Raw genomic sequence first — 20,542 nt, 5'->3', positions numbered from 1 at the left:
CCGTTGCCATGATTCCTGAACAACCCGACGCTTTCCACGGCATCTATGCCGCCACCCTGTGCCCGCTGCACGACGACGGCCGCATCGACGAGGCGACGCTGGCGCGTCACCTGGACGCCAACGCCCGCGTCCCGGGCATGAAGGGCCTGCTGATCAACGGCCACGCCGGCGAGAACTTCACGCTCTCGCGAGAAGAAAAGCGCCGTGTGACCGAGATCGCGTTCGAGGTCTGCGGCACGCGCTCGTTGCTGGTGTGCGGCATCAACGCCGAAGACAGTTTCGAGGCCCGGCGCCACGTCGACGACGCAAAGGCCGCGGGGGCCGACGCCGTGCTGGTCTTTCCGCCGTTCTCGTGGGCGCTCTCGCAGGACGCGCGCATGGCCGTGACGCACCACCGGATCGCCAACGCCAACGCCGGCCTGCCGCTGATGCTCTACCAGGCCGGCGTCAATGCGGGCACCCTGGGCTATCGCCCCGAGGTGCTGGCCGAGCTGGTGCAGCTGCCGCATGTGGTCGGCGTCAAGGAGGGCAGCTGGGAGGCCGCGGCCTACGAGGCCAACCGCCGGCTGGTCCAGCGCGTGGCGCCGCACGTCGCCATGATGGCCTCGGGCGACGAGCACCTGCTGACCTGCTTCGCCGTCGGCAGCGAAGGCAGCCTGGTGAGCCTGGCCGCGGTCGTGCCCGAGCTGGTGATCGACCTCGACCTTGCGATGAGGCGGGGCGATCTCGCAACGGCGCGCAGCCTCAACGAACGCATCTATCCGCTCGCCAGGGCGATCTACGGCACGGCGCCGGGCGGCTACGCCACGGCGCGCCTGAAGACCTGCCTGAAGCTGCTGGGCCGCTTCCCGAGCGACGCCATGCGCGCGCCGCTGGGCCCGCTGCCGCGCGAGGAAGTGGCCGCATTGGAGCGCGCGCTGGCCGAAGCCGGCGTGTCCGCATGAACTGAACCGAACCCCGGAGAACCCACCATGACCCGCAAGATCATCCGCAACGGCCGCATCGTCACGGCCGTGGACGACTACACCGCCGACCTGCTGATCGACGACGGCTGCATCGTCGCCATCGGCCGCGCGCTCGACGTCGGGCCCGGCGTCGAGGTCATCGACGCCGCCGGCATGCTGGTGCTGCCGGGCGGGGTGGACTGCCACACCCACATGGACAACACCTTCGGCGACTCGACCACCTGCGACAGCTTCGAGTCGGGCACGCGCTCGGCCGCGTTCGGCGGCACCACCACCATCGTGGACTTCGCCTTCCAGCGCAAGGGCGTGAGCGTGCTCGAGGCCATCGAACGCGCCCGCGCCAAAGGCGCCGACGGGGCCTGCATCGACTACGGCTTCCATGTCATCGTGACCGGCGTGGACGAGCAGGTGCTGGCCGACATGCAGCATGCGATCCGGCATGAGGGTGTCTCCAGCTTCAAGATGTTCATGGCCTACCCGGGGTCGGTGATGGTCGACGACGCGGCCATCTTCCAGGCCATGCGCATGGTCGGGCAGCACGGCGGCATGATCGCGCTGCACGCCGAGAACGGAACCATCATCGAGCTGCTCATCAAGGAGGCGCTGGCCCAGGGCCACACCGCACCGAAGTACCACGCGCTCACGCGCCCGGCGATCATGGAGGGCGAGGCCACGCACCGTGGCATCAAGCTGGCCGAGCTCGCCGACGCCCCCGTGTACTTCGTGCACCTCTCGGCCAAGGAAGCGCTCAGGCACGTGGTCGAGGCGCGGGACATGGGGGTGCCGGTGTTCGCCGAAACCTGCCCGCACTACCTGTTCTTCGACGACAGCGCCTACGACAGCGAAGACTTCGACCTGGCGCGCTACGTGATGAGCCCGCCCCTTCGCTCCAAGGAGTCGCAGCAGGCCCTGTGGACCGCGCTGCGCACCGACGACCTGCAACTGGTGTCCACCGACCACTGCCCCTTCTGCATGAAGGAAGGGCACCTGGGGCGCATCAACCAGAAGCCGTACGGCCAGAACGATTTCTCCAAGATCCCCAACGGCGTGCCCGGCGTGGAAACGCGCATGCCGACCCTGTACGACGGCGGCGTGCGCGCGGGCCGCATCTCGCTGAACCGCTTCGTGGAGCTGGTGTCCACGGCGCCCTCGAAGCTGTTCGGCCTGTTTCCGCAGAAGGGCACCATCGCCGTCGGCAGCGATGCCGACCTGGTGATCTTCGACCCCGACGCGCAGCACGTCATTTCGGCGAAGACGCAGCACGGCAACTGCGATTTCACGCTGTTCGAAGGCCACGGCGTGACGGGGCAGGTGAAGAAGGTGCTGTTGCGCGGCGAACTCATCGTCGACGGCGAGCGGTGGCTCGGCAAGGCCGGCCGCGGCCGCTATGTGGCGCGCGGGGAATCGGGCGGCTGGTAGCCGGCACGCGGCATGCCCACCTACGACTACGCCTGCGCGCGCTGCGGACCCTTCGTCGAGCGACGGCCGATGGCCTTGTTCGACCGGCCCGCGCCTTGCCCCGCATGCGGCGCGTCGTCGGGCCGCGCGTTGAGCGTGCCGCACTCGCTGGGCACCCGGCGCAGCCAGGACGCTTCAGGCCGCGCGGCGGCACACGGCGATGCGTCGAGCTACCGGCGCCTGCGCCCGGGTGGCGGTTGCGCCTGCTGTCCGCCTGCCAGCGCGTGAACCGTCGAGCGGTCTCTTGCGCGTTGCCCGGTTTCGTCGGCGGGCTTGTCAGAGGGCGGGTAAAAAATTCTTTATGGCCCGCATTACCCGGTCGCGCTTCATGGAACGCGCCGTGCGCGTCACCATACGGGGATGCCTTTCACCCTCCCCATCCAGGCCGATCGCCTCTGGCAGCGCCTCGAAACACTCGCCTCCTTCACCCGCCCTGACGTTCCCTGGACGCGGCGCGCCTTCTCGCCCGAGTTCGACCAAGGCCGTCAATGGCTGCGCGGCGAGTTCGCGCAAGCCGGGCTTGCCGTGCACCTCGACGCCGCCGGCAACCTGACCGGGCGCCGCGAGGGCACCGAGCCCGGGCTGGCGCCGCTGGTCACCGGGTCGCATTGCGACACCGTGGTGGGCGGTGGCCGTTTCGACGGCATCCTGGGCGTGCTGGCGGGGCTGGAGGTGGCGCAGTCGCTGCACGAAAGCGGCGTCTTGCTGCGCCATCCGCTCGAAGTGATCGACTTTCTTTCGGAAGAGCCCAGCGACTACGGCATTTCGTGCGTGGGAAGCCGTGCTTTCGCCGGCACGCTGGACGCGGCCATGCTCGGCGCCTGCAACGAGGCCGGCGAAAGCCTCGCGCAGGCCATGGTGCGCATCGGCGCACGGCCCGACGACCTGGCCAGCGCGGCCCGCGGACCCGGCAGCATCGCCGCCTTCGTGGAACTGCACATCGAGCAGGGGCCGGTGCTGGAGCGCGAGGGCCTGCCGATCGGCGTGGTCACCGACATCGTGGGCATCCGCCGCGTCGCGTTCACGGTGATCGGCCAGCCCGACCACGCGGGCACCACCCCGATGGACATCCGCCGCGACGCGCTCGTGGGCGCGGCCCGGCTGATCGACGCGGTGCATCGCGAAGCCAGCGCCATGGACGGCCACCCGCACTACGTGGTGGCGACGGTGGGGCGCCTCTCGATGAGCCCCAACGTGCCCAACGCCGTGCCCGGCCGCGTCGACATGGTGCTGGAGGTGCGCAGCAACGCGCAGACGGTGCTCGACGACTTTCCCGAGCGCGTGATGGCCCTGTGCCACGACGACTTCCTGCGGCTGCGCGTCGCCTGCAGCGCCGCACCCCTGACGCGCACGCCGCCCACGCGGTGCGACGACATCGTCATGCAGGCCGTGGCCCGGGCCGCCGACGGCCTGGCGCTGGCGCACCGTGCGCTGCCCAGCGGCGCCGGCCACGACGCGATGCATGTCGCGGCCACGGGCCCGATGGGGATGATCTTCATCCCCTGCCTGGACGGCCGCAGCCACTGCCAGGAAGAGTGGGCGAGCAAGCAGCAGGTGGCCGCCGGTACCCGGGTGCTGGCGCAAACGCTCAGGCTGCTGGACGCACGCTAGCCGCCGCCGCTTCGAAGGCTTGCCCCGCCGCGAGCACCGCGTCGATCACCTGCCGCAGGCCCTTGCTCAGCGGCTTGTCGTTGCGGGTGACCAGCGCCAGCGTGCGGTGCAGCGGCGGGTGCAGCGCGCGCAGGTCGAGCTCGGGGTGGTGCCCCCGGCCCGTGACCGCCATCCTCGGCAGGATCGCCACCCCCAGGCCGGCCGCCACCATGGCCTTGATGGCCTCGACGCTGTCGAACTCCATCACCGGCGGCGAGGTGCATCCGCCGCGCCGCAGCCAGTCGTCGACGAGGCTGCGCGCGCTGGCTTCCGACACGAACTTGACGAGCGGCAGCGCGCCGAGCATGGCCGCCGTCACCTCGGCGGGCCAGTCGATGCTGCCGTGCTGGCAGATGGCCACGAACTCGTCGTGCAGGATCGGCGTGACGGCCAGCGCGCGCGAGCTGACCGGCAGCGTGACCACCGCGGCGTCGACCGTGTTGTCTTCCACGCGCCGCACGTAGCCCTCGGTGTTGCCCGTGCTCACGATGATGTTGAGCAGCGGATAGCGCGCGCGCAGGTCGCGCAGCGCCGGGGGCAACAGGTAGAGGCAGCTGGTGCCCCCGGTGCCGAGCCGCACGCGGCCCGCCACGCCCGCCGAATGGAACGTGGCCGCATTGATCGCGTTGGACAGCGCCGCCACCACCTGGGGCAGCTCCGCCATCAGGTCGGTGCCCGCGGGCGTGGGGCCGACACGGCGGCCCACCCGTTCGATCAGGCGCACGCCGAGGCGCCTTTCGAGTTGCTTCACCTGCACGCTGACCGCCGGCTGTGTCAGGCCCAGGCGGTCGGCCGCGGCGGAAAAGCTGCCCAGTTCGAGCACCAGCGCGAAGGTGCGCAACTGCTCGAAATTGATGGCGAGGTCGGGTTCGTTGCCCATGGATCGCATGGCGGTGCGCTGCTACAGCTGGTCGGTCGGCACGAACCACGAAAACAGCAGCAGCTGCAGCCGCGTGAGCATGCTGGAGTCGGGCTCGCTGTCGAGCACCTCGTTGTCGACGTCGCCGGTGCCGACCCACTGCACGTTCTGGCCGTCGGGGTTCAAGGTCACGCGGTACACGCCTTCGATGTCGTCGAGCTGGTAGGCGAACAGCAGGGCCTGCGCCAGCTCGAAGCTGCGCACGCGCACGCCGAACTCGGTGTTCAAAAGTGCCGAGCGCGGATCGAGGTTCATGGAGCCGAGCAGCACCCACTGCCGGTCGACCAGCGCCAGCTTGGCGTGCAGGCGCCCGCGGGCCTTTTTCAGCAGGGTGCGGAACTGGCCGGCGCGGCGCAGTTGCTGCGTGCTGACCTCGTACAGGTTCACGCCCAGCTTGAGCATGTCGACGCGGTAGCGGTTGTAGTTGATGTTGACCAGCGGCTCGTCGCTGTCGGCCAGCGAATTGGTGATGACGGTGATGTTGATCCCCTGCTCGCGCCCCATGCGGATGCGCTCCATGCCCTCGTCTCCCGGAATGAAGTAGGGCGAGATCACCACCACGTTCGAGCGCGCGGTGGCCAGCATTTCATGGAAGCGATGCGCCAGCGATTCCGTGGGCTGCGTCATGACGCCGAGTGCCTTGTTGGGGCTGTCGGCCGTGGCGTGCGCCTCGGCGCGCATCCATTTCAGCTCTGCCACGTCGGCGAGCTGCGCGCCCAGCGGCAGGTCGCCGAGCAGGTCGGTGATGGGGAGCGGGTCGGGCGAGGGGGCGTGGGCCGGGGAGGTCGCTTCTTCGAAATCGGCCTTCAGCGCCTGCGGCGTGCGGCTTGTGCTGGCCACCCTGCGCAGGGGGTAGACCACGTCGCTGTTCCAATAGGTGTCGAAGATGGCGGCGGACTCGGGGGCCACCGGGCCGGCCATGAGCAACTCGAAGTCGATGAAGTTCGCGCTCTCGCTGCGCAGGAAGTACTCGTCGGCGAGGTTGCGCCCGCCCGCGATGACCATGGCGCCGTCGGCCACGAACAGCTTGTTGTGCATGCGATGGTTGAGCCGGCGGAAGTCGCCGAAGAACTCCAGCCAGCGCCCCGACGAATGGTCGCGCGCATTCACGAATGGGTTGAACAGCCGCACCTCGGCGTTGGGCTCGGCGGCCAGGCCGAGCAGCAGGGGGTCCATGCCGGCCGTGTAGAAGTCGTCGAGCAGCAGCCGCACGCGCACGCCGCGCCGGGCGGCATTGCGCATTTCGCGCAGCAGCAGCCGGCCGGTCTTGTCGTTGCCGAGCTGGTAGGTCTGGATATCGAGCGAGGACGTGGCGCGCCGCATGAGTTCGAGCCGCGCGTCGAGCGCGAAGGAGGCCTCGATCAGCGGGCGCATGCTGGACAGCCCGTCGGGCGGCGAATTGAGGCTGCTCGCCGCGCGGCCGAGCTCGGTGGCCGCGGAGGAAGCAATGGCGAAGGCCGGCGGCTCAGGCATGCGCGGGGGAAGCCCGGCGCAGCCTGCCAGCGCCAAAGCCGCGGCCATGGCCATGGCCATCAGGCGCAAGGCCGGACCGCGCAACACGGGAGACAGAAGGGCAATGAGCTTGAACATGAGGGCCGCGAACGCACGGGGGCGTGCGGGCGGCATGGTAGCTGTTTCGCCTCGAAAAGAAGACGCAATTTCACAACGCAACCCCCTGCGCAGCCTTGGGGATTGGACGAACAGGAAACAGTCTCATCTAAAATGAGAATGGTTCTCGATTGTGTTGTGGGGTGGCGTCGAATGACGAGGCTGGCGGCGTGCCGCGAAGCTGCATCGTCATTTCAACGCCGCCCGCCGCTGCCGGATACCGCTTCTATCAACGTTCCCCCCGAAAACAGCCGCCGCGACATGAACAGCCGAAAAATCAAGACCTGGGCCTGGGTGCACAAGTGGAGCAGCCTCGTGTGCACGGTGTTCATGCTGCTGCTGTGCCTCACGGGGCTGCCGCTCATCTTCCACCACGAGATCGGCCACCTGCTGGGCACCGAGGTCGAGGCTCCGAAGATGCCGGCCGGCACACCCCACATCAGCCTGGACCGCGTGCTCGACATCGCCAAGGCCAAGCACCCCGACCGCGTGGTGCAGTTCGCCTCGCAGCCCGAGGACGACGACGGCCTGTGGTTCGTCACGCTCACGCCCACGCCGGCGCCCACGGACGACTTCAAGTCGGTCGCGGTCGACGCGCGCACGGGCGACATCCTCGCGCAGCCGAAGTTCGACGAGGGCTTCATGTACGTCATGTTCAAGCTGCACGTCGACCTGTTCGCGGGCCTGCCGGGCAAGCTCTTCCTGGGTTTCATGGGCCTGCTGCTGCTGGTGGCCATCGTGTCGGGCGTGGTGCTGTATTCGCCCTTCATGCGCAAGCTCGACTTCGGCACGGTGCGCCGCGAGAAGCGTCCGCGCCTGAAGTGGCTCGACCTGCACAACCTGCTGGGCATCGTCACGCTGGTGTGGCTGTTCGTGGTGGGCTCCACCGGCATGATCAACACCTGGGCCGACCTGGTCATCAAGTACTGGCAGTACGACCAGCTCAGCGCGCTGCTCACCCCCTACAAGAACGAGCCGGTGGTGGCGGTGAACGAGCGCGCCTCGGTGCAGCGCTCGATGGACGCCGCGCTGCAGCATGCGCCCGGCATGAAGCTGTCGTTCATCGCCTTCCCAGGCACCTCGTTCTCGAGCCCGCACCACACCACTTTCTTCGTGCGCGGCAGCGAGCCCTTCACCTCCAAGCTTTTCCAGCCGGTGCTGGTGGACGCCAAGACGGCCCAGGTGACCGCGTCGCCGAAGCTGCCCTGGTACCTTACGGCGCTGCTGGTGTCGCAGCCGCTGCACTTCGGCGACTACGGCGGCATGCCGATGCAGATCCTCTGGGCGCTGCTCGATATCGCCACCATCGTCGTGCTGGGCAGCGGGCTGTACCTGTGGCTCAAGCGGGGCAACCCCGTGCCCGCGTCCCGCAAGACCGCGGCGCATGAACAGCCGGGGGTTCCCGGCGGCGCACCGGCCGAGCCGGCACCGGCCATGAAGGCGCAGGCATGAAGCAACACCAACACCAGGGCTTCTGGCGCATGTGGGGCTGGCCGATCGCGCTGGGCCTGCTGACGACCTTCGGGCTGATCTCTGCGTTGTTCAGCGACGGCGGGCTGGGCGACATCCTGGCCTGGATCACCCTGTGCATTCCGGTTGTCGTATGCGCCTGGTTCGGCTGGCGAAAGTCGCCCACCCGCTAGTTTTCCCTTGGCGTCGCGTCACCGCGACACGGCGGGTGGCACGGCCGAAGCAGAATCGGCGCGATGAACATCGCTCCCGTCGCTGCAGCCGGTCTTTTGTTGCTGGGGGCTTCATCGGCCGCGCAGGCCCAGCCGGAGCCGCCGGCCGGTCCCGGCACCGGTCCGGACGCGGGTGTTTCGCGCCTGCGCGAAATCACTGTCTCCACGCCGCGCGGCGAGGTCACGCCCTTCAACGTGCCCGGCTCGGTCGACCGGGTCGACGGCAGCGACATGCGCGACAGCCGCCTGCAGGTCAACCTCTCGGAAAGCCTGGGCGCCGTGCCGGGTCTGCAGGTGCAGAACCGGCTGAACTACGCGCAGGACCTGCAGCTGTCGATTCGCGGCTTCGGCGCGCGCTCGACCTTCGGCGTGCGCGGCGTGCGGCTGTATGTCGACGGCATTCCGGCCACCTTGCCCGACGGGCAGGGCCAGACCTCCAACATCGACATCGGCTCGGTGGACCGCGTGGAAGTGCTGCGCGGGCCGTTCTCCGCGCTCTACGGCAATTCTTCCGGCGGCGTGGTGCAGGCCTTCACCGCCTCGGGCGAAGGCCCGCCGCGGCTGTCGTATTCCCTCGCGGGCAGCAGCTTCGGCACGTGGCGCCAGTCGCTGCAATTGAGCGGCTCGCAGGGCGCGGTCGACTACCTGCTCGATGCGAGCCGCTTCCACACCGACGGCTGGCGCGAGCACGGCGCCGCGCGCCGCGACATCGCCAACGGCAAGCTGGGCATCGCGCTGGACAACGGCGACAAGCTCACGCTCATCATGAACAGCGTGCGCATCGACGCACAAGACCCGTTGGGACTCACAGCGGGCCAGTACGCGCTGGCCCCGCGCAGCGCGCCGCTGGCCACGCAGTACGACACCCGCAAGACGGTAGCGCAGACGCAGGTCGGGCTGCTCTACGAGCGGCGCATCGATGCAGAACAGGGGCTGCGCCTGATGCTCTACAGCGGCGAACGCAAGACCACGCAGTACCAGTCCATTCCCCCGTCGGCGCAGCAGAACCCGCTGCATGCGGGCGGCGTGATCGACCTGTCGCGGCAATACGGCGGCGTGGACCTGCGCTGGAATGCCGCGCTCACGCTGGCCGACCGGCCCTTCGACGTGGTCGTGGGCCTGGGCTACGACAGCCTGCGCGAAAAGCGCCGCGGCTACGAGAACTACCTGGGCCCCGTCGCGGCGCCCGTGCTGGGCGTGCAGGGCCGGCTGCGGCGCAACGAGCTCAACGAGGTGTGGAACCTCGACCCCTACGCCCAGGCCACCTGGCGCTTCGCCGACCGCTGGACGCTCGAAGCGGGCGTGCGCCGCAGCAGCGTGCACTTCAATTCGCAGGACCGCTACATCGTCGGCACGAACCGCGACGACAGCGGCAGCGCGCGCTACAGCAGGACGCTGCCCGTGGCCTCGCTGCGCTACCAGGCCACGCCCGACCTCGCGCTGTACGGCTCCATCGGCCGAGGTTTCGAGACGCCGACGCTCAACGAGCTGTCGTACCGCGCGAACGGCGCGAGCGGCCTGAACTTCGCGCTGCGCCCTTCGGTGAACGACAGCGTCGAGCTCGGCGCCAAGGCCCGGCTCGGAGGCGGACTGCTGACGGCGGCGCTGTTCCAGACCCGCACGCGCGACGAGATCGTGACGGACACCAACGTCGGCGGCCGCGCGACCTTCCAGAACGCGGGGCGCACCCGGCGCAACGGTTTCGAGCTGGGCTGGCAGCACGAGACCACCGATCACTGGCGCACGCAGGTGGCCTACACCTGGCTGGACGCGACCTACCGCGATGCCTTCTGCTCACCGTCGCCCTGCGGGACGGGCAACACGGTGTCGGCGGGAAACCGCATTCCCGGGATCGCGCGGCAGTCGCTGTTCGCGTCGCTGGGCTGGGTGCCGCCCGAAGGCTGGCGCGCGGGCGTGGAGATGCGCGCGCTGGGCATGCTCCAGGCCAACGACGTCAACACGGCGAGCGCGCCGGGCTATGCCGTCGCGGCGGTGTACGCGGGCTATCTGAAGAAGTGGGAGCGCTGGGAATTCAATGCCTTTGCGCGTGTCGACAACCTGTTCGACCGGCGCTACGTGGGTTCGGTGATCGTCAACGAAGGCAATGGCCGCTATTACGAGCCTGCGCCGGGGCGCAACTGGACGGTGGGCGTGAGCGGTGCCTACCGGTTCTGATGCCATCGGCAGCGGCATGAAAACAAAAAACGGCGGGTGATGCCCGCCGTTCCCGTGTGCAACCGCGCAGTCGTCAGAACGCCGCGGGCCGCCACTTCAGCAGCCGCTTCTCGAGCGAACTCAGAAGGAAGTCGGCGGCCAAAGCAACCACCGCCAGCACGATCATCGCCGCGAACACGCCGCTGGCATTGAACGCGCCTTGCGCCGTCGAGATCAGCAGGCCGATGCCTTCCTTGGCGCCGAGAAACTCGCCCACCACCGCACCGACCAGCGCAAAGCCGAAGCTCACGTGCAGGCTCGCCAGGATCCACGACATGGCCGACGGAATGACCACCGACATCGTCACCTGGCGCGGCGAGGCGCCCAGGATCTGCGCGTTCGCGATCATGTACTTGTCGGCTTCGCGCACGCCCTGGAAGGCATTGCCGAAGACCACGAAGAACACCATCACCACCGCCAGCGCCACCTTCGAGGCCATGCCCAGGCCCAGCGCAATGACGAAGATCGAGCCCAGCACCACGCGCGGGATCGAGTTGGCGATCTGGATGTACAGGCTGAACACGTCCGACAGCAGCTTGTTGCGCCCGAGCAGGATGCCGCAGAAGATGCCTGCAATCGAGCCGATCAGGAAGCCGATCACCGTTTCCTCCAGCGTCACCGCGACCTGCATCCACAGCGAGCCCTGCGAGGTGCCGTCGCGCATCCACTCCACGAGCTGGTCGTAGATCATCGTGGGCATCGAATAGAAGAACGGGTCGATCCACTTCAGGCGCGCCGCGATCTCCCAGCCGCCCAGCGCGACCACGAGCACGATCAGCCGCAACGAGATGATCAGGCGGCGGCGCGCGCGAATGGCCGCCTGCGCGCTCTCGGATTCGCGCGCCAGCGCAGCGTCGCTGAGCGACGAGGGCAGTACGGCCGCCGTGGGGGTGGTGGAAGGCGTCATGGTTTTTGTTGTCGTTGTCGTCGTGTTCACTGGATGACCACTTCCTGGCGAAGATCGTCCCAGATGTGCTTGGAGAGCTCGATGAAGCGCGGGTCGTAGCGCACCTCCGACGTGACGCGCGGGCGCGGCAGGTCGATCTCGTACACGCGCTTGAGCGTGGCGGGCCGTGCCGACAGCACGAACACGCGGTCGGCCAGCGCAATGGCTTCTTCCAGGTCGTGCGTGACGAACACCACGCAGCCGCCGTTGCCCGACCACAGCTGCAGCAGCTCGTCCTGCATCAGCGTGCGGGTCTGCATGTCGAGCGCGGAGAAGGGCTCGTCCATCAGCAGGATCTCGGGGTTGTTGATGAAGGTCTGCGCCAGCGCCACGCGCTTGCGCATGCCGCCCGACAGCTGGTGGGGGTAGTGCTTGCCGAACTTCGACAGGCCCACGCGGTGGATCCACTCCTGTGCGAGTTCCATCGCCTCCTTCCTGGGCTTGCCGCGGAACACCGGGCCGGCCGCCACGTTGTCTTCCACGCTGCGCCACGGGAACACCGCGTCGGCCTGGAACACGAAGCCGATGCGCGGGTCCACGCCCGTCACGGGCTGGCCCATCACCTTCACTTCGCCCACCGTGGGCTTGAGCAGGCCGGTGATCATGTTCAGCGTGGTCGACTTGCCGCAGCCCGTGGGCCCGACGATGGCGACGAACTCGCCGCGCGCCACCGACATGCTGAAGTTGCGCAGCGCCACGGTGGCGTTGCCGTCCTGCGAGATGAAGCGCAGCGAGACGTCGTCGAAGTCGATCGCCGAGGTCAAGGTGCTGTTGCTGGGGGGAATGCCGGCTCGCATGGTCACTTCGCCGCCACTGAAGCACTTGCCAGGTAGGCGTTGCTGTAGGTCTTGGACAGGTCGATGTTCTTGCTCTTCACCAGCGGCTTGTAGGTGGCGAGCACCTTCAGCACGGTCTCGGGGCCGCCGGCGGGCATCTTCGCGTCGGTGGTGAACATCGGCAGCGACGCCTTCAGGGCCGTGACATACAGCGCCTTGTCGTTGCCGTAGTAGTCGCGCGGCACCTTCTCGGCGATGTCCTCGGCGCTGTGCGTGTGGATGTATTCCATGGTGCGGGCGAAGGCGTGCGCCAGCTTGGTGGCCTCGGCCTTGTGCGACTCGGCCCAGGTGTTCTGCACGTAGAGGCTGGCGGCGGGGTACAGGCCGCCGAGCGCCTTGACGGTGTCGGCCTCGGTGCGCAGGTCGACCAGCACCTTGGCCTCACCGGTCTTGAGCATCTGCGACACGGTGGGCTCGGTGGTCATGCCGGCCTGGATGCGGTCCTGCTTCATGGCCGCGATGAAGGTGTTGCCGGCGCCCACGGGCAACAGCGAGTAGTCCTTGGAGGCCACGCCCGCACGGTCGGCCAGGTAGCGCGTGAGGAAGTCGGTGGACGAGCCCAGGCCGGTCACACCCAGCGTCTTGCCGCCCTTGGCGTCGGCCATGCTCTTGAAGCCCGCATCGGAGGCCTTGGTCGACACCAGCTCGACCTCGCCCGGCACCTTGCAGAACACGGCGATGGCCTGGATCTCCTTGCCCTTGCTCTGCAGGTCGATGGTGTGGTCGTAGAAGCCCACCACGCCCTGCACCGCGCCGGCGATCAGCTGGTTCTCGGCATCGACGCCGGCGGGCTGCGATTGCAGCTCGACGTTCAGGCCTTCGTCCTTGAAGTAGCCCAGCGCCTCGGTGAGCTTGGCCGGCAGGTAGATGATCTTGTTGATGCCGCCCACCATGATGGTGATGGGCGCGTCGGCGGCCTGTGCGAGCGGGGCGGCGGCGAAGGCGGTGCACAGGGCGGCGGCCAGCAGGGTGCGGCGGGTGGCGGACATGGTGTCTCTCCGTGTTGGAATGGTTTCGAGCGGCCCGCGCACTTCGTTCGCAGGACGAAGCCAGTCTAGAAAGCGCCATCCTTCGGTCAGCTTTCAGCCGCCTTCGGGTTTCGTCATGGTTATCCCTACATGCAGGGCGCCGGGCGTTGCTTCCTAGAATCCACGGCCACCAACCCCGCTCCCCCATGAAGCTGCTGCTGATCGAAGACAACCCGCAACTCGCGCACTGGCTTTCCAGCCTGCTGCGCGCGCAGGACTTCGTGGTCGACCACGTGGACAACGGCGACGCGGCCGACCGGCTGCTGACGCAGACGGCCTACGACGTGGTGCTGCTCGACCTCAACATTCCGCAGCTCTCCGGCAAGGCCGTGCTGCGCCGCTTGCGCGAGCGCGGCGACACGGTGCCGGTGATCGTCCTCACGGCCACCGCATCGCTCGACCAGAAGGTCCTGTGCCTGGAGATCGGCGCCGACGACTACCTGGTCAAGCCCTTCGAGGTCCGCGAACTGGTGGCGCGCATCAAGGCGCTGGTGCGCCGGCAGATGCCGGGCAAGGCCAACGACATCGCCTGCGGCGACCTGCGCTACGACCTGCGCACACGGCAGTTCACGCTGGCCGGCGAAGAGCTGGCGCTGCCGCCGCGCGAACGCACGCTGCTCGAGACGCTGATGCTCAAGGCGGGCAGCACGGTGTCGAAGCAGGCGCTGATCGACGCGATGTTCGGGCTGGACGACGAGCCCAGCGCGGATGCCGTCGACATCTACATCCACCGGCTGCGCAAGAAGCTCGAAGCGAGCCAGGCGACGATCATCACATTGCGCGGCGTGGGCTATCTGTTGCGCACGCGGCAGGAAGACTAGGAGCGGCCCGCAGTGAAGCGCGCCAGCCTTCGCCTGCGCCTGGCGCTGTGGCTGCTGCTGCCGCTGTCGGTGTTCGTGGCGATCTGCGGGTACCTCAATTGGCGCAACGCCGCGGAAGTGGCCGACTACGTGCAGGACCACGACCTGCTCTCGTCCGCCAAGGTGCTGTCGGACCGGCTGATCTGGGAAGGCGACGACGTGCAGGCCAGCGTGCCGCCGTCGGCGCTGAGCCTGTTCGTGTCGCCCGAGCGCGACCGCGTGTTCCTCAGCGTGACGGGCGCGAACGGCGAGGTGCTGGCCGGCTCGCCCGACTTCCCGCTGCCCCCCGTGCGCAAGCCCGAGGGCGTGGACCGCGCGCAGTGGTACGACACCCACTTCGCCGGCCAGCCGCTGCGCGCCGTGGTCACCACGCGCGCCATGTATGAATCCGCGGGTTCGCGTGACATCACCATCGCGGTCGGCAAGACCGAAGGCAGCCGCAACCACATGCTGCGCACGCTGTGGTGGCCTTCGATGCAATACCTGCTGATCGCGCTCGTGCTGGCCATCGTGCTGGCCGTGGCGGCGCTGACGCTGGAGTTGCGCCCGATCGTGCGGCTGAGCCAGCAGCTCGCGCAGCGCGATCCGCTGCACCTCGACCTCGTGGTGGACCCCGCGGCGCTGCACAGCGAACTGCGTCCGGTGGCCGACACCATCAACCGCTTCGTGGGTCAGCTGAAAGCGCACTCCGAGACGCAGCGCCGCTTCATCGCCGACGCGGCGCACCAGCTGCGCACGCCGCTGGCCATGCAGGCCTCGCAGATCGAGTTCGCGCGCTACACGCGCCAGCACCGCGGCGAATGGGATACCCGCCGCGCCGACATGGACGCCATGTGGGTCGCCATGCAGACCAGCAACCGGCGGCTGGTCGACGTGACGAACAAGCTGCTGCTGCTGGCGCAGGCCGAGCACGGCGATGCGCACACGCGGCTCGAACGGGTCGACCTGGCGGCGGTGGCGCTGCGCTGCGTGGAGCAGCTCGCGGCGCTGGCGGACCGCCGGGGCATCGACCTGGGACTCGAGTCGCAGGCCGGGCTCGAGCACGCCGTCGTGCTGGCGCAGCCCGCGCTGCTCGATGCGCTGGTGACCAACCTGCTGGACAACGCGCTGCGCTACACGCAGGAAGGCGCGCGCGTGACGGTCGGTGTGCGCAAGCGGGAGGGTTCGGTCGAGCTGACCGTGGAAGACAACGGCCCGGGCATTGCGCCCGAGGTGCGCGAGCGCGTGTTCGAGCGCTTCTATCGGGTGTCGCAGGACACCGAGGGCACGGGGCTGGGCCTGGCCATCGTGCGCGAGATCGCGCGTGCCTTCGATGCCGACGTGGACCTCGCAGCCAACCCGCGCGAGGCGAGCGGGCTGCTGGTCACGGTGCGCTTTGCACCGGTCGAGCCGGCGCAAAGGGCGCGGCAGGACCTGTAGGCCTCGAGGGCCTTACAGGCCGGCGGCTGCGCGCAGCGCGGGGGCTTGCGTCGTCGCTTCCCAGGTGAACTCGGGCTCTTCGCGGCCGAAGTGGCCGTAGGCGGCGGTCTTCTGGTAGATCGGGCGCAGCAGGTCGAGCATCTGGATGATGCCCTTCGGACGCAGGTCGAAGTGTTCGCGCACGAGTGCTGCGATCTTCTCGTCGGAGATCACGCCGGTGCCTTCGGTGTAGACCGTGATGTTCATCGGCTCGGCCACGCCGATGGCGTACGCCACCTGGATCTGGCACTGGCGCGCGATGCCGGCGGCCACGATGTTCTTTGCCACGTAGCGCGCGGCGTAGGCGGCCGAGCGGTCGACCTTCGACGGGTCCTTGCCCGAGAACGCGCCGCCACCGTGCGGGCAGGCGCCGCCGTAGGTGTCCACGATGATCTTGCGGCCGGTGAGGCCGCAGTCGCCTTGCGGGCCGCCGATGACGAAACGACCGGTCGGGTTGATCAGGAAGCGCGTGTTCTGCAGCCATTCCTTGGGCAGCACGGGCTTGATGATCTCTTCGATGATGGCTTCGTTGAACGAGGCCTTCATCTTGGTTTGCGTCTCGCTCTGGTCGGGGTGATGCTGCGTCGACAGCACCACGGTGTCGATGCTGTGCGGCTTGCCGTCCACGTAGCGCATCGTGACCTGGCTCTTGGCGTCGGGGCGCAGGAAGGGCAGGCGGCCGTCCTTGCGCAGCTGGGCCTGGCGCTCGACGAGGCGGTGCGCGTAGTAGATCGGCGCGGGCATCAGCTCGGGCGTTTCGTCGCAGGCATAGCCGAACATCAGGCCCTGGTCGCCCGCGCCGGTGTTCAGGTGGTCGTCCGATGCGTGGTCCACGCCCTGGGCGATGTCGTTGGACTGCTTGTCGTAGCAGACCATCACGGCGCAACCCTTGTAGTCGATGCCGTACTCGGTGTTGTCGTAGCCGATGCGCTTGATGGTGTCGCGCGCAACCTGGATGTAGTCGACGTGGGCGTTGGTGGTGATTTCACCGGCGAGCACCACGAGACCGGTGTTGGTCAGCGTCTCGGCGGCCACGCGGCTGCGGGGGTCCTGCTCGAAGATCGCGTCCAGGATGGCATCCGAGATCTGGTCGGCAACCTTGTCGGGGTGGCCTTCGGAAACGGATTCGGAAGTGAAGAGAAAATCGTTCGCCATTTTTCAAAGCTCCTTGAAGTGATTTGGCGCGTTGCCAACTCTGCGGAGCCCTGGCGAACGCTTTAGCAGAGTGTCGAAAGAATCGACCGGGCACAATCGCTTCGCGCTTGTGTTTGTCGCCCTGCAAGTTGTTCCGTAACTCGGCGACAATTTGCATTCTATTCCGAGCCGCGCCATACCATGCGCGCGCGTCCGTTTTTTGACCCCCCTCCCGTTTCAATGATCACCCTGTTCCGCCTGCTTGCCCGCGTGCCGATGCCGTTGATGCATGGGTTCGGCGCGATGCTGGGCTGGCTGGTCTGGTGGAGCGCGCCGGGCTATCGCCGCCGCTTCAAGGCCCATGCCGAGAGCGCGGGCTTCGCGCCCCACCAGTACCGTCCCGCGATCGCCGCCGCCGGCAAGATGGCCTCCGAGCTGCCCTGGCTGTGGCTGCGCCCCCACGGCCAGACCGTGCTGGACCGCGTGGTGCGCTGGGAAGGCGTCGAGGCCTTCGAGGCGGCCATGCAGGCGAAGAAGGGCGTGATCCTGGTGGCGCCGCACCTCGGCAGCTGGGAAATGTGCGGCCAGGCCATCGGCGAACGCTTCCTGGCGGCCTACGGCCCCATCACGGCGCTGTTCCGTCCGGCGCGCAAGAAATGGATGGCCGCGCTGATCGCCGCCGGCTCGCGCGACCGTCCCGGCCTGCACACGCTGCCCACCAACAACAGCGGCGTGCGCGGCCTGATCCGCACGCTGCGCGGCGGCGGCTACACCGGCATCCTGCCCGACCAGGTGCCGCCGCTGGGGCAGGGCGTGTGGGCGCCTTTCCTCGGCCGCCCCGCGTACACCATGACCCTGCTTCCCCGCCTTGCGCAACAGACCCGCGCGGCCTGCTTCCTGAGCGTGTGCGAACGCCTGCCACGCGGCGCTGGCTATGTGATTCGCTTCGAACCCATCGTCGGGACCGCGCTCACCGACCCGGCCGCTTCCATCGAGGACGCGGCGGCCGCCATGAACGACGGCATCGGCCGGCTGATCCACAGCCTGCCGGGGCAGTACGTGTGGGACTACGCGCGCTACAAGGAGCCGCGCGCAGAGCGCGTGACCGCCGCCACCGGGGAGGCCGCATGAGCTTCGGTTCCCGGCTCGGCATCGGTTTCATGCGCGCGATCGCGCCGCTGCCCCTGCCACTCGTGCGTGGCTTCGGCAGGGTGCTGGGCCGCATCCTGCACACCGTGGCCGTGCCGCGGCGGCGCGTGGTCGACACCAACCTGGCCGTCTGCTTCCCCCAGAAGTCCGAGGCCGAGCGGCGCGCCCTGGCGCGCGAAACCTTCGTCTACGTGGCGCAGTCGTGGCTCGACCGCGGCTGGCTCTGGCATGCGTCCGAGAAGGTGGTGGCGAGCCGGCTCAAGGTGGTCGGCGCCGCACCGGAGATCCGCGAGATCGCCGAGGGCGACGCGCCGATGATTTTGTTCGCGCCGCATTTCTACGGGCTGGACGCCGCGGCCACCGCGCTGACCATGCACACGGCGCGCCCCTCGGCCACCATCTACACAACCCAGCGCGACCCCATGGTCGACGCCTGGATCCGCGAGGGCCGCACGCGCTTCGGCGACGTGGCGGCGCTCAACCGGGTGGACGGCATCAAGCCGGTGCTGCAGGGCCTGCGCAAGGGCGGCCTGCTGTACCTGCTGCCGGACATGGACTTCGGCCGAGACCAGACCATCTTCGTGCCGTTCTACGGCGTGCAGGCGGCCACCGTGCCCTCGCTGTCGCGCTTTGCGCGGCTGGGCAAGGCCAAGGTGGTGCCGGTGGTGTCCAGGCTCACGCCGGGCGGCTACGAAATCCAGGTGCTGGCGACCTGGCAGAACTTTCCGACCGACGACGTCGAGGCCGACACGGCGCTCATGAACGAGCGCCTGCAGGGCTACATCGACACGATGCCGGCCCAGTACTACTGGGTGCACCGCCGGTTCAAGACGCGCCCCGAAGGCGAGCCGCCGATCTATTGATCGCGCTGAAGAAAGGCCTCGATCTCCCGGGCCACCAACTGCGGCTGCTCGTGCACGATCCAGTGGGTCGCGTCGGGCACCTTCCTGATCTCGAGCTTCGGCACGTACGCGTCGAGCCCTTCGAGCAGGCCGGGCAGCAGCGCGGCGTCGTCGAGCGCCCAGAACACGAAGGTCGGCACGTTCACCGTGAGCCGCTCGTGCGGCAGCACCGGAATGCCGTCGACGGTCTGGCCCGGCAGCGGCGGCTTCATCGGTGTCACGCGGTAGAGGTTGCACGCGCCCGTGAGGCCCGCGCCCCACACCTCGCGGTACTGCTGCTTCACTTCTTCGGTGAGCCAGCCGAAGCCGTCGGGGCCGGCCTTCATCAGCGTGAAGAAGGGCCACATGCGCTTGAAGTCGTCGGCCGCGAGCAATACCTCTGCGTCGGGGCGCGCAAGGAAATGCATGTAGGCGCTGGCCTGCTGCTGCGCCGGGTTGTTGCGCAGCTCGCGGGTGAAGGTGCCAGGATGCGGCGAATTGATGATGACCAGCTTGCCGACCTGCGCCGGAAATGCATTGGCATAGCCCCAGCCGAAGGCGCCGCCCCAGTCGTGGGCCACCAGCGCGGCCATGGTGCCGTCGGCGCTTTCGGTGGCGACGAGTTGCTGGATGTCCTGGATCAGCAGATGGGGCTTGTAGGCCGCCACGTCGGTCGGCGCGCTCGATCGCTCGAAGCCGCGCAGGTTGGGCGCCACGCAGCGGTAGCCCCCGTGCGCCGGGTCCGAGAAGTAGTCGAGCAGTTCGTCCCAGATGAACGCGGCTTCTGGAAAGCCGTGCAAAAACACCATCAGTGGGCGGCCCGGCTCGCCGGCGGCGCGGCAGCTCAGCGTGGTGCCGTTGGGCAGGCTGCGTTGGAAGGTCTCGGTCATGCTCGTTGTCTCCTTGGGTTGACTGTCGCTATTTTTTTGATAGTGAACCACGCACGCTGGACGGCCGTTGCAGCCTGTTTTCGGCCTACTCGTCTGCGGGCGGCGGCTCCGTGGGGTCGATCGGCTCGGCGGTCTCGGTCGTCGCAGTGGCAGGGGCCGCGGCTCCTTCCGGATGCACCCAGCGCCACAGCAGCTCGGCCGCCTCGCCGACACCCTGCTTCTTCAGGGCCGAGAACAGTTTCACCTCGCCGCCGCCGGCGTTGAGTCGCGTGATCGACAGCACCTTGGCGGCTTCGCTGCGCGTGAGCTTGTCGGACTTGGTCAGCAGCACCAGGAACTTCAGGCCTTGCTCCACGCGCGGGCGGATCACGTCGAGCAGGATCTCGTCGAGCTCCGTCAGGCCCTGGCGCGGGTCGCACATGAGCACCACGCCGCGCAGGCTTTCGCGCGTCATCAGGTAGTTGCCCATCACGCGCTGCCAGCGCAGCTTGGCTTCCTTGGGCACGGCCGCGTAGCCGTAGCCGGGCAGGTCGGCCAGCACGGCGTCATCGACCTTCTGCTTGCCGATGCCGAACAGGTTGATGTGCTGCGTGCGGCCCGGTGTCTTCGAGGCGAAGGCCAGGCGCGTCTGCTGCGTGAGGGTGTTGATGGCGGTCGACTTGCCCGCGTTGGAGCGGCCGACGAAGGCGATTTCGGGCAGGTCGACGGGGGGCAGGTGTTCCAGCTGGGGCGCGCTGGTGAGGAAGTGGGCGGTGTGCAACCAGCCCAGTGCCACGCGCTCGCGTTCGGCGACCTGGGGGTCCGCGGCGGGAGCCGCGCGGGAAGGATAGGCAGCGGGCTTGGCGCGCGGGGAGGGCATCTACG

The 20,542-nt window shown here is 68.5% G+C and carries 19 protein-coding genes; 11 read left to right on the top strand and 8 right to left on the bottom strand.

All coding sequences use genetic code 11. The features are described 5' to 3' along the window. Positions 1-8: 8 nt before the first annotated feature. From ACSFA5_RS15420 to ACSFA5_RS15405, 4 genes are all read left to right on the top strand, one after another. Complete coding sequence (locus ACSFA5_RS15420; RefSeq protein WP_435444919.1) at positions 9-944, top strand: dihydrodipicolinate synthase family protein; 936 nt, start codon at positions 9-11, stop codon at positions 942-944. Positions 945-971: 27 nt separating this feature from the next. Then, entirely contained in the window at positions 972-2,384 is a 1,413-nt protein-coding gene (gene hydA / locus ACSFA5_RS15415; protein ID WP_435444918.1) for a dihydropyrimidinase, read from the top strand. A gap of 12 nt (positions 2,385-2,396) precedes the next feature. Further along, complete coding sequence (locus tag ACSFA5_RS15410) at positions 2,397-2,651, top strand: zinc ribbon domain-containing protein (protein ID WP_435444917.1); 255 nt, start codon at positions 2,397-2,399, stop codon at positions 2,649-2,651. Positions 2,652-2,783: 132 nt separating this feature from the next. After that, complete coding sequence (locus tag ACSFA5_RS15405; protein ID WP_435444916.1) at positions 2,784-4,034, top strand: Zn-dependent hydrolase; 1,251 nt, start codon at positions 2,784-2,786, stop codon at positions 4,032-4,034. Here ACSFA5_RS15405 and ACSFA5_RS15400 read toward each other — a convergent pair. Both ACSFA5_RS15400 and ACSFA5_RS15395 read right to left on the bottom strand, forming a co-directional pair. Beyond that, on the bottom strand, positions 4,012-4,962 hold the full coding sequence (locus ACSFA5_RS15400; RefSeq protein ID WP_435444915.1) for a LysR family transcriptional regulator: 951 nt from the start codon (positions 4,960-4,962) through the stop codon (positions 4,012-4,014). The genes ACSFA5_RS15405 and ACSFA5_RS15400 overlap by 23 nt on opposite strands. A gap of 12 nt (positions 4,963-4,974) precedes the next feature. Next, positions 4,975-6,618, bottom strand: a complete 1,644-nt coding sequence (locus ACSFA5_RS15395) for a phospholipase D family protein (RefSeq protein ID WP_435444914.1) — start codon at positions 6,616-6,618, stop codon at positions 4,975-4,977. Positions 6,619-6,861: 243 nt separating this feature from the next. Between ACSFA5_RS15395 and ACSFA5_RS15390 the strand changes: the two genes are divergently transcribed. From ACSFA5_RS15390 to ACSFA5_RS15380, 3 genes are all read left to right on the top strand, one after another. Beyond that, positions 6,862-8,052: a PepSY-associated TM helix domain-containing protein gene (locus tag ACSFA5_RS15390; RefSeq protein ID WP_435444913.1), complete on the top strand. Its 1,191-nt coding sequence runs from the start codon at positions 6,862-6,864 to the stop codon at positions 8,050-8,052. Continuing rightward, entirely contained in the window at positions 8,049-8,243 is a 195-nt protein-coding gene (locus ACSFA5_RS15385; RefSeq protein WP_435444912.1) for a hypothetical protein, read from the top strand. The genes ACSFA5_RS15390 and ACSFA5_RS15385 overlap by 4 nt, the downstream gene beginning before the upstream one ends. A 63-nt stretch (positions 8,244-8,306) precedes the next feature. Further along, positions 8,307-10,457: a TonB-dependent receptor domain-containing protein gene (locus ACSFA5_RS15380; protein ID WP_435444911.1), complete on the top strand. Its 2,151-nt coding sequence runs from the start codon at positions 8,307-8,309 to the stop codon at positions 10,455-10,457. A gap of 73 nt (positions 10,458-10,530) precedes the next feature. On the opposite strand, the gene ACSFA5_RS15375 is transcribed toward ACSFA5_RS15380, so the two are convergent. From ACSFA5_RS15375 to ACSFA5_RS15365, 3 genes are read right to left on the bottom strand one after another with little or no spacing between them, the layout of a single operon-like run. Further along, on the bottom strand, positions 10,531-11,403 hold the full coding sequence (locus tag ACSFA5_RS15375) for an ABC transporter permease (RefSeq protein WP_435444910.1): 873 nt from the start codon (positions 11,401-11,403) through the stop codon (positions 10,531-10,533). Positions 11,404-11,429: 26 nt separating this feature from the next. Continuing rightward, positions 11,430-12,239 carry an ABC transporter ATP-binding protein gene (locus ACSFA5_RS15370; RefSeq protein WP_435445350.1) on the bottom strand — a complete coding sequence of 270 codons (810 nt, stop codon included), beginning with the start codon at positions 12,237-12,239 and terminating at the stop codon, positions 11,430-11,432. Between the two features lie 2 nt (positions 12,240-12,241). Next, a complete protein-coding gene (locus tag ACSFA5_RS15365; RefSeq protein WP_435444909.1) occupies positions 12,242-13,267 on the bottom strand; it encodes an ABC transporter substrate-binding protein in 1,026 nt (341 codons plus the stop codon). Positions 13,268-13,452: 185 nt separating this feature from the next. Here ACSFA5_RS15365 and ACSFA5_RS15360 point away from each other — a divergent pair, with 185 nt between their 5' ends. Both ACSFA5_RS15360 and ACSFA5_RS15355 read left to right on the top strand, forming a co-directional pair. Beyond that, complete coding sequence (locus ACSFA5_RS15360) at positions 13,453-14,127, top strand: response regulator (RefSeq protein ID WP_435444908.1); 675 nt, start codon at positions 13,453-13,455, stop codon at positions 14,125-14,127. A gap of 12 nt (positions 14,128-14,139) precedes the next feature. Continuing rightward, positions 14,140-15,585, top strand: a complete 1,446-nt coding sequence (locus tag ACSFA5_RS15355; protein ID WP_435444907.1) for a sensor histidine kinase — start codon at positions 14,140-14,142, stop codon at positions 15,583-15,585. Between the two features lie 12 nt (positions 15,586-15,597). Here the strand turns inward: ACSFA5_RS15355 and metK are convergent, their stop codons facing one another. Further along, positions 15,598-16,779 carry a methionine adenosyltransferase gene (metK, locus tag ACSFA5_RS15350; protein WP_435444906.1) on the bottom strand — a complete coding sequence of 394 codons (1,182 nt, stop codon included), beginning with the start codon at positions 16,777-16,779 and terminating at the stop codon, positions 15,598-15,600. Positions 16,780-16,998: 219 nt separating this feature from the next. On the opposite strand from metK, the gene ACSFA5_RS15345 reads away from it, so the two are divergent. Both ACSFA5_RS15345 and ACSFA5_RS15340 read left to right on the top strand, forming a co-directional pair. Continuing rightward, the gene (locus ACSFA5_RS15345; RefSeq protein WP_435444905.1) at positions 16,999-17,889 is read left to right on the top strand and encodes a lysophospholipid acyltransferase family protein; all 891 of its coding nucleotides are present in this window, start codon (positions 16,999-17,001) and stop codon (positions 17,887-17,889) included. Further along, on the top strand, positions 17,886-18,770 hold the full coding sequence (locus ACSFA5_RS15340) for an LpxL/LpxP family acyltransferase (protein ID WP_435444904.1): 885 nt from the start codon (positions 17,886-17,888) through the stop codon (positions 18,768-18,770). The genes ACSFA5_RS15345 and ACSFA5_RS15340 overlap by 4 nt, the downstream gene beginning before the upstream one ends. Here ACSFA5_RS15340 and ACSFA5_RS15335 read toward each other — a convergent pair. Both ACSFA5_RS15335 and yihA read right to left on the bottom strand, forming a co-directional pair. Further along, positions 18,764-19,678, bottom strand: coding sequence for an alpha/beta fold hydrolase (locus ACSFA5_RS15335; protein ID WP_435444903.1), 915 nt, complete (start codon positions 19,676-19,678; stop codon positions 18,764-18,766). The genes ACSFA5_RS15340 and ACSFA5_RS15335 overlap by 7 nt on opposite strands. Positions 19,679-19,763: 85 nt before the next feature. After that, complete coding sequence (gene yihA, locus ACSFA5_RS15330; protein ID WP_435444901.1) at positions 19,764-20,537, bottom strand: ribosome biogenesis GTP-binding protein YihA/YsxC; 774 nt, start codon at positions 20,535-20,537, stop codon at positions 19,764-19,766. Positions 20,538-20,542: the final 5 nt, after the last annotated feature.

This window comes from Variovorax monticola (assembly GCF_051216855.1).
Taxonomy (GTDB): domain Bacteria; phylum Pseudomonadota; class Gammaproteobacteria; order Burkholderiales; family Burkholderiaceae_C; genus Variovorax.
This window is presented reverse-complemented; position numbering and strand designations above follow the sequence as displayed.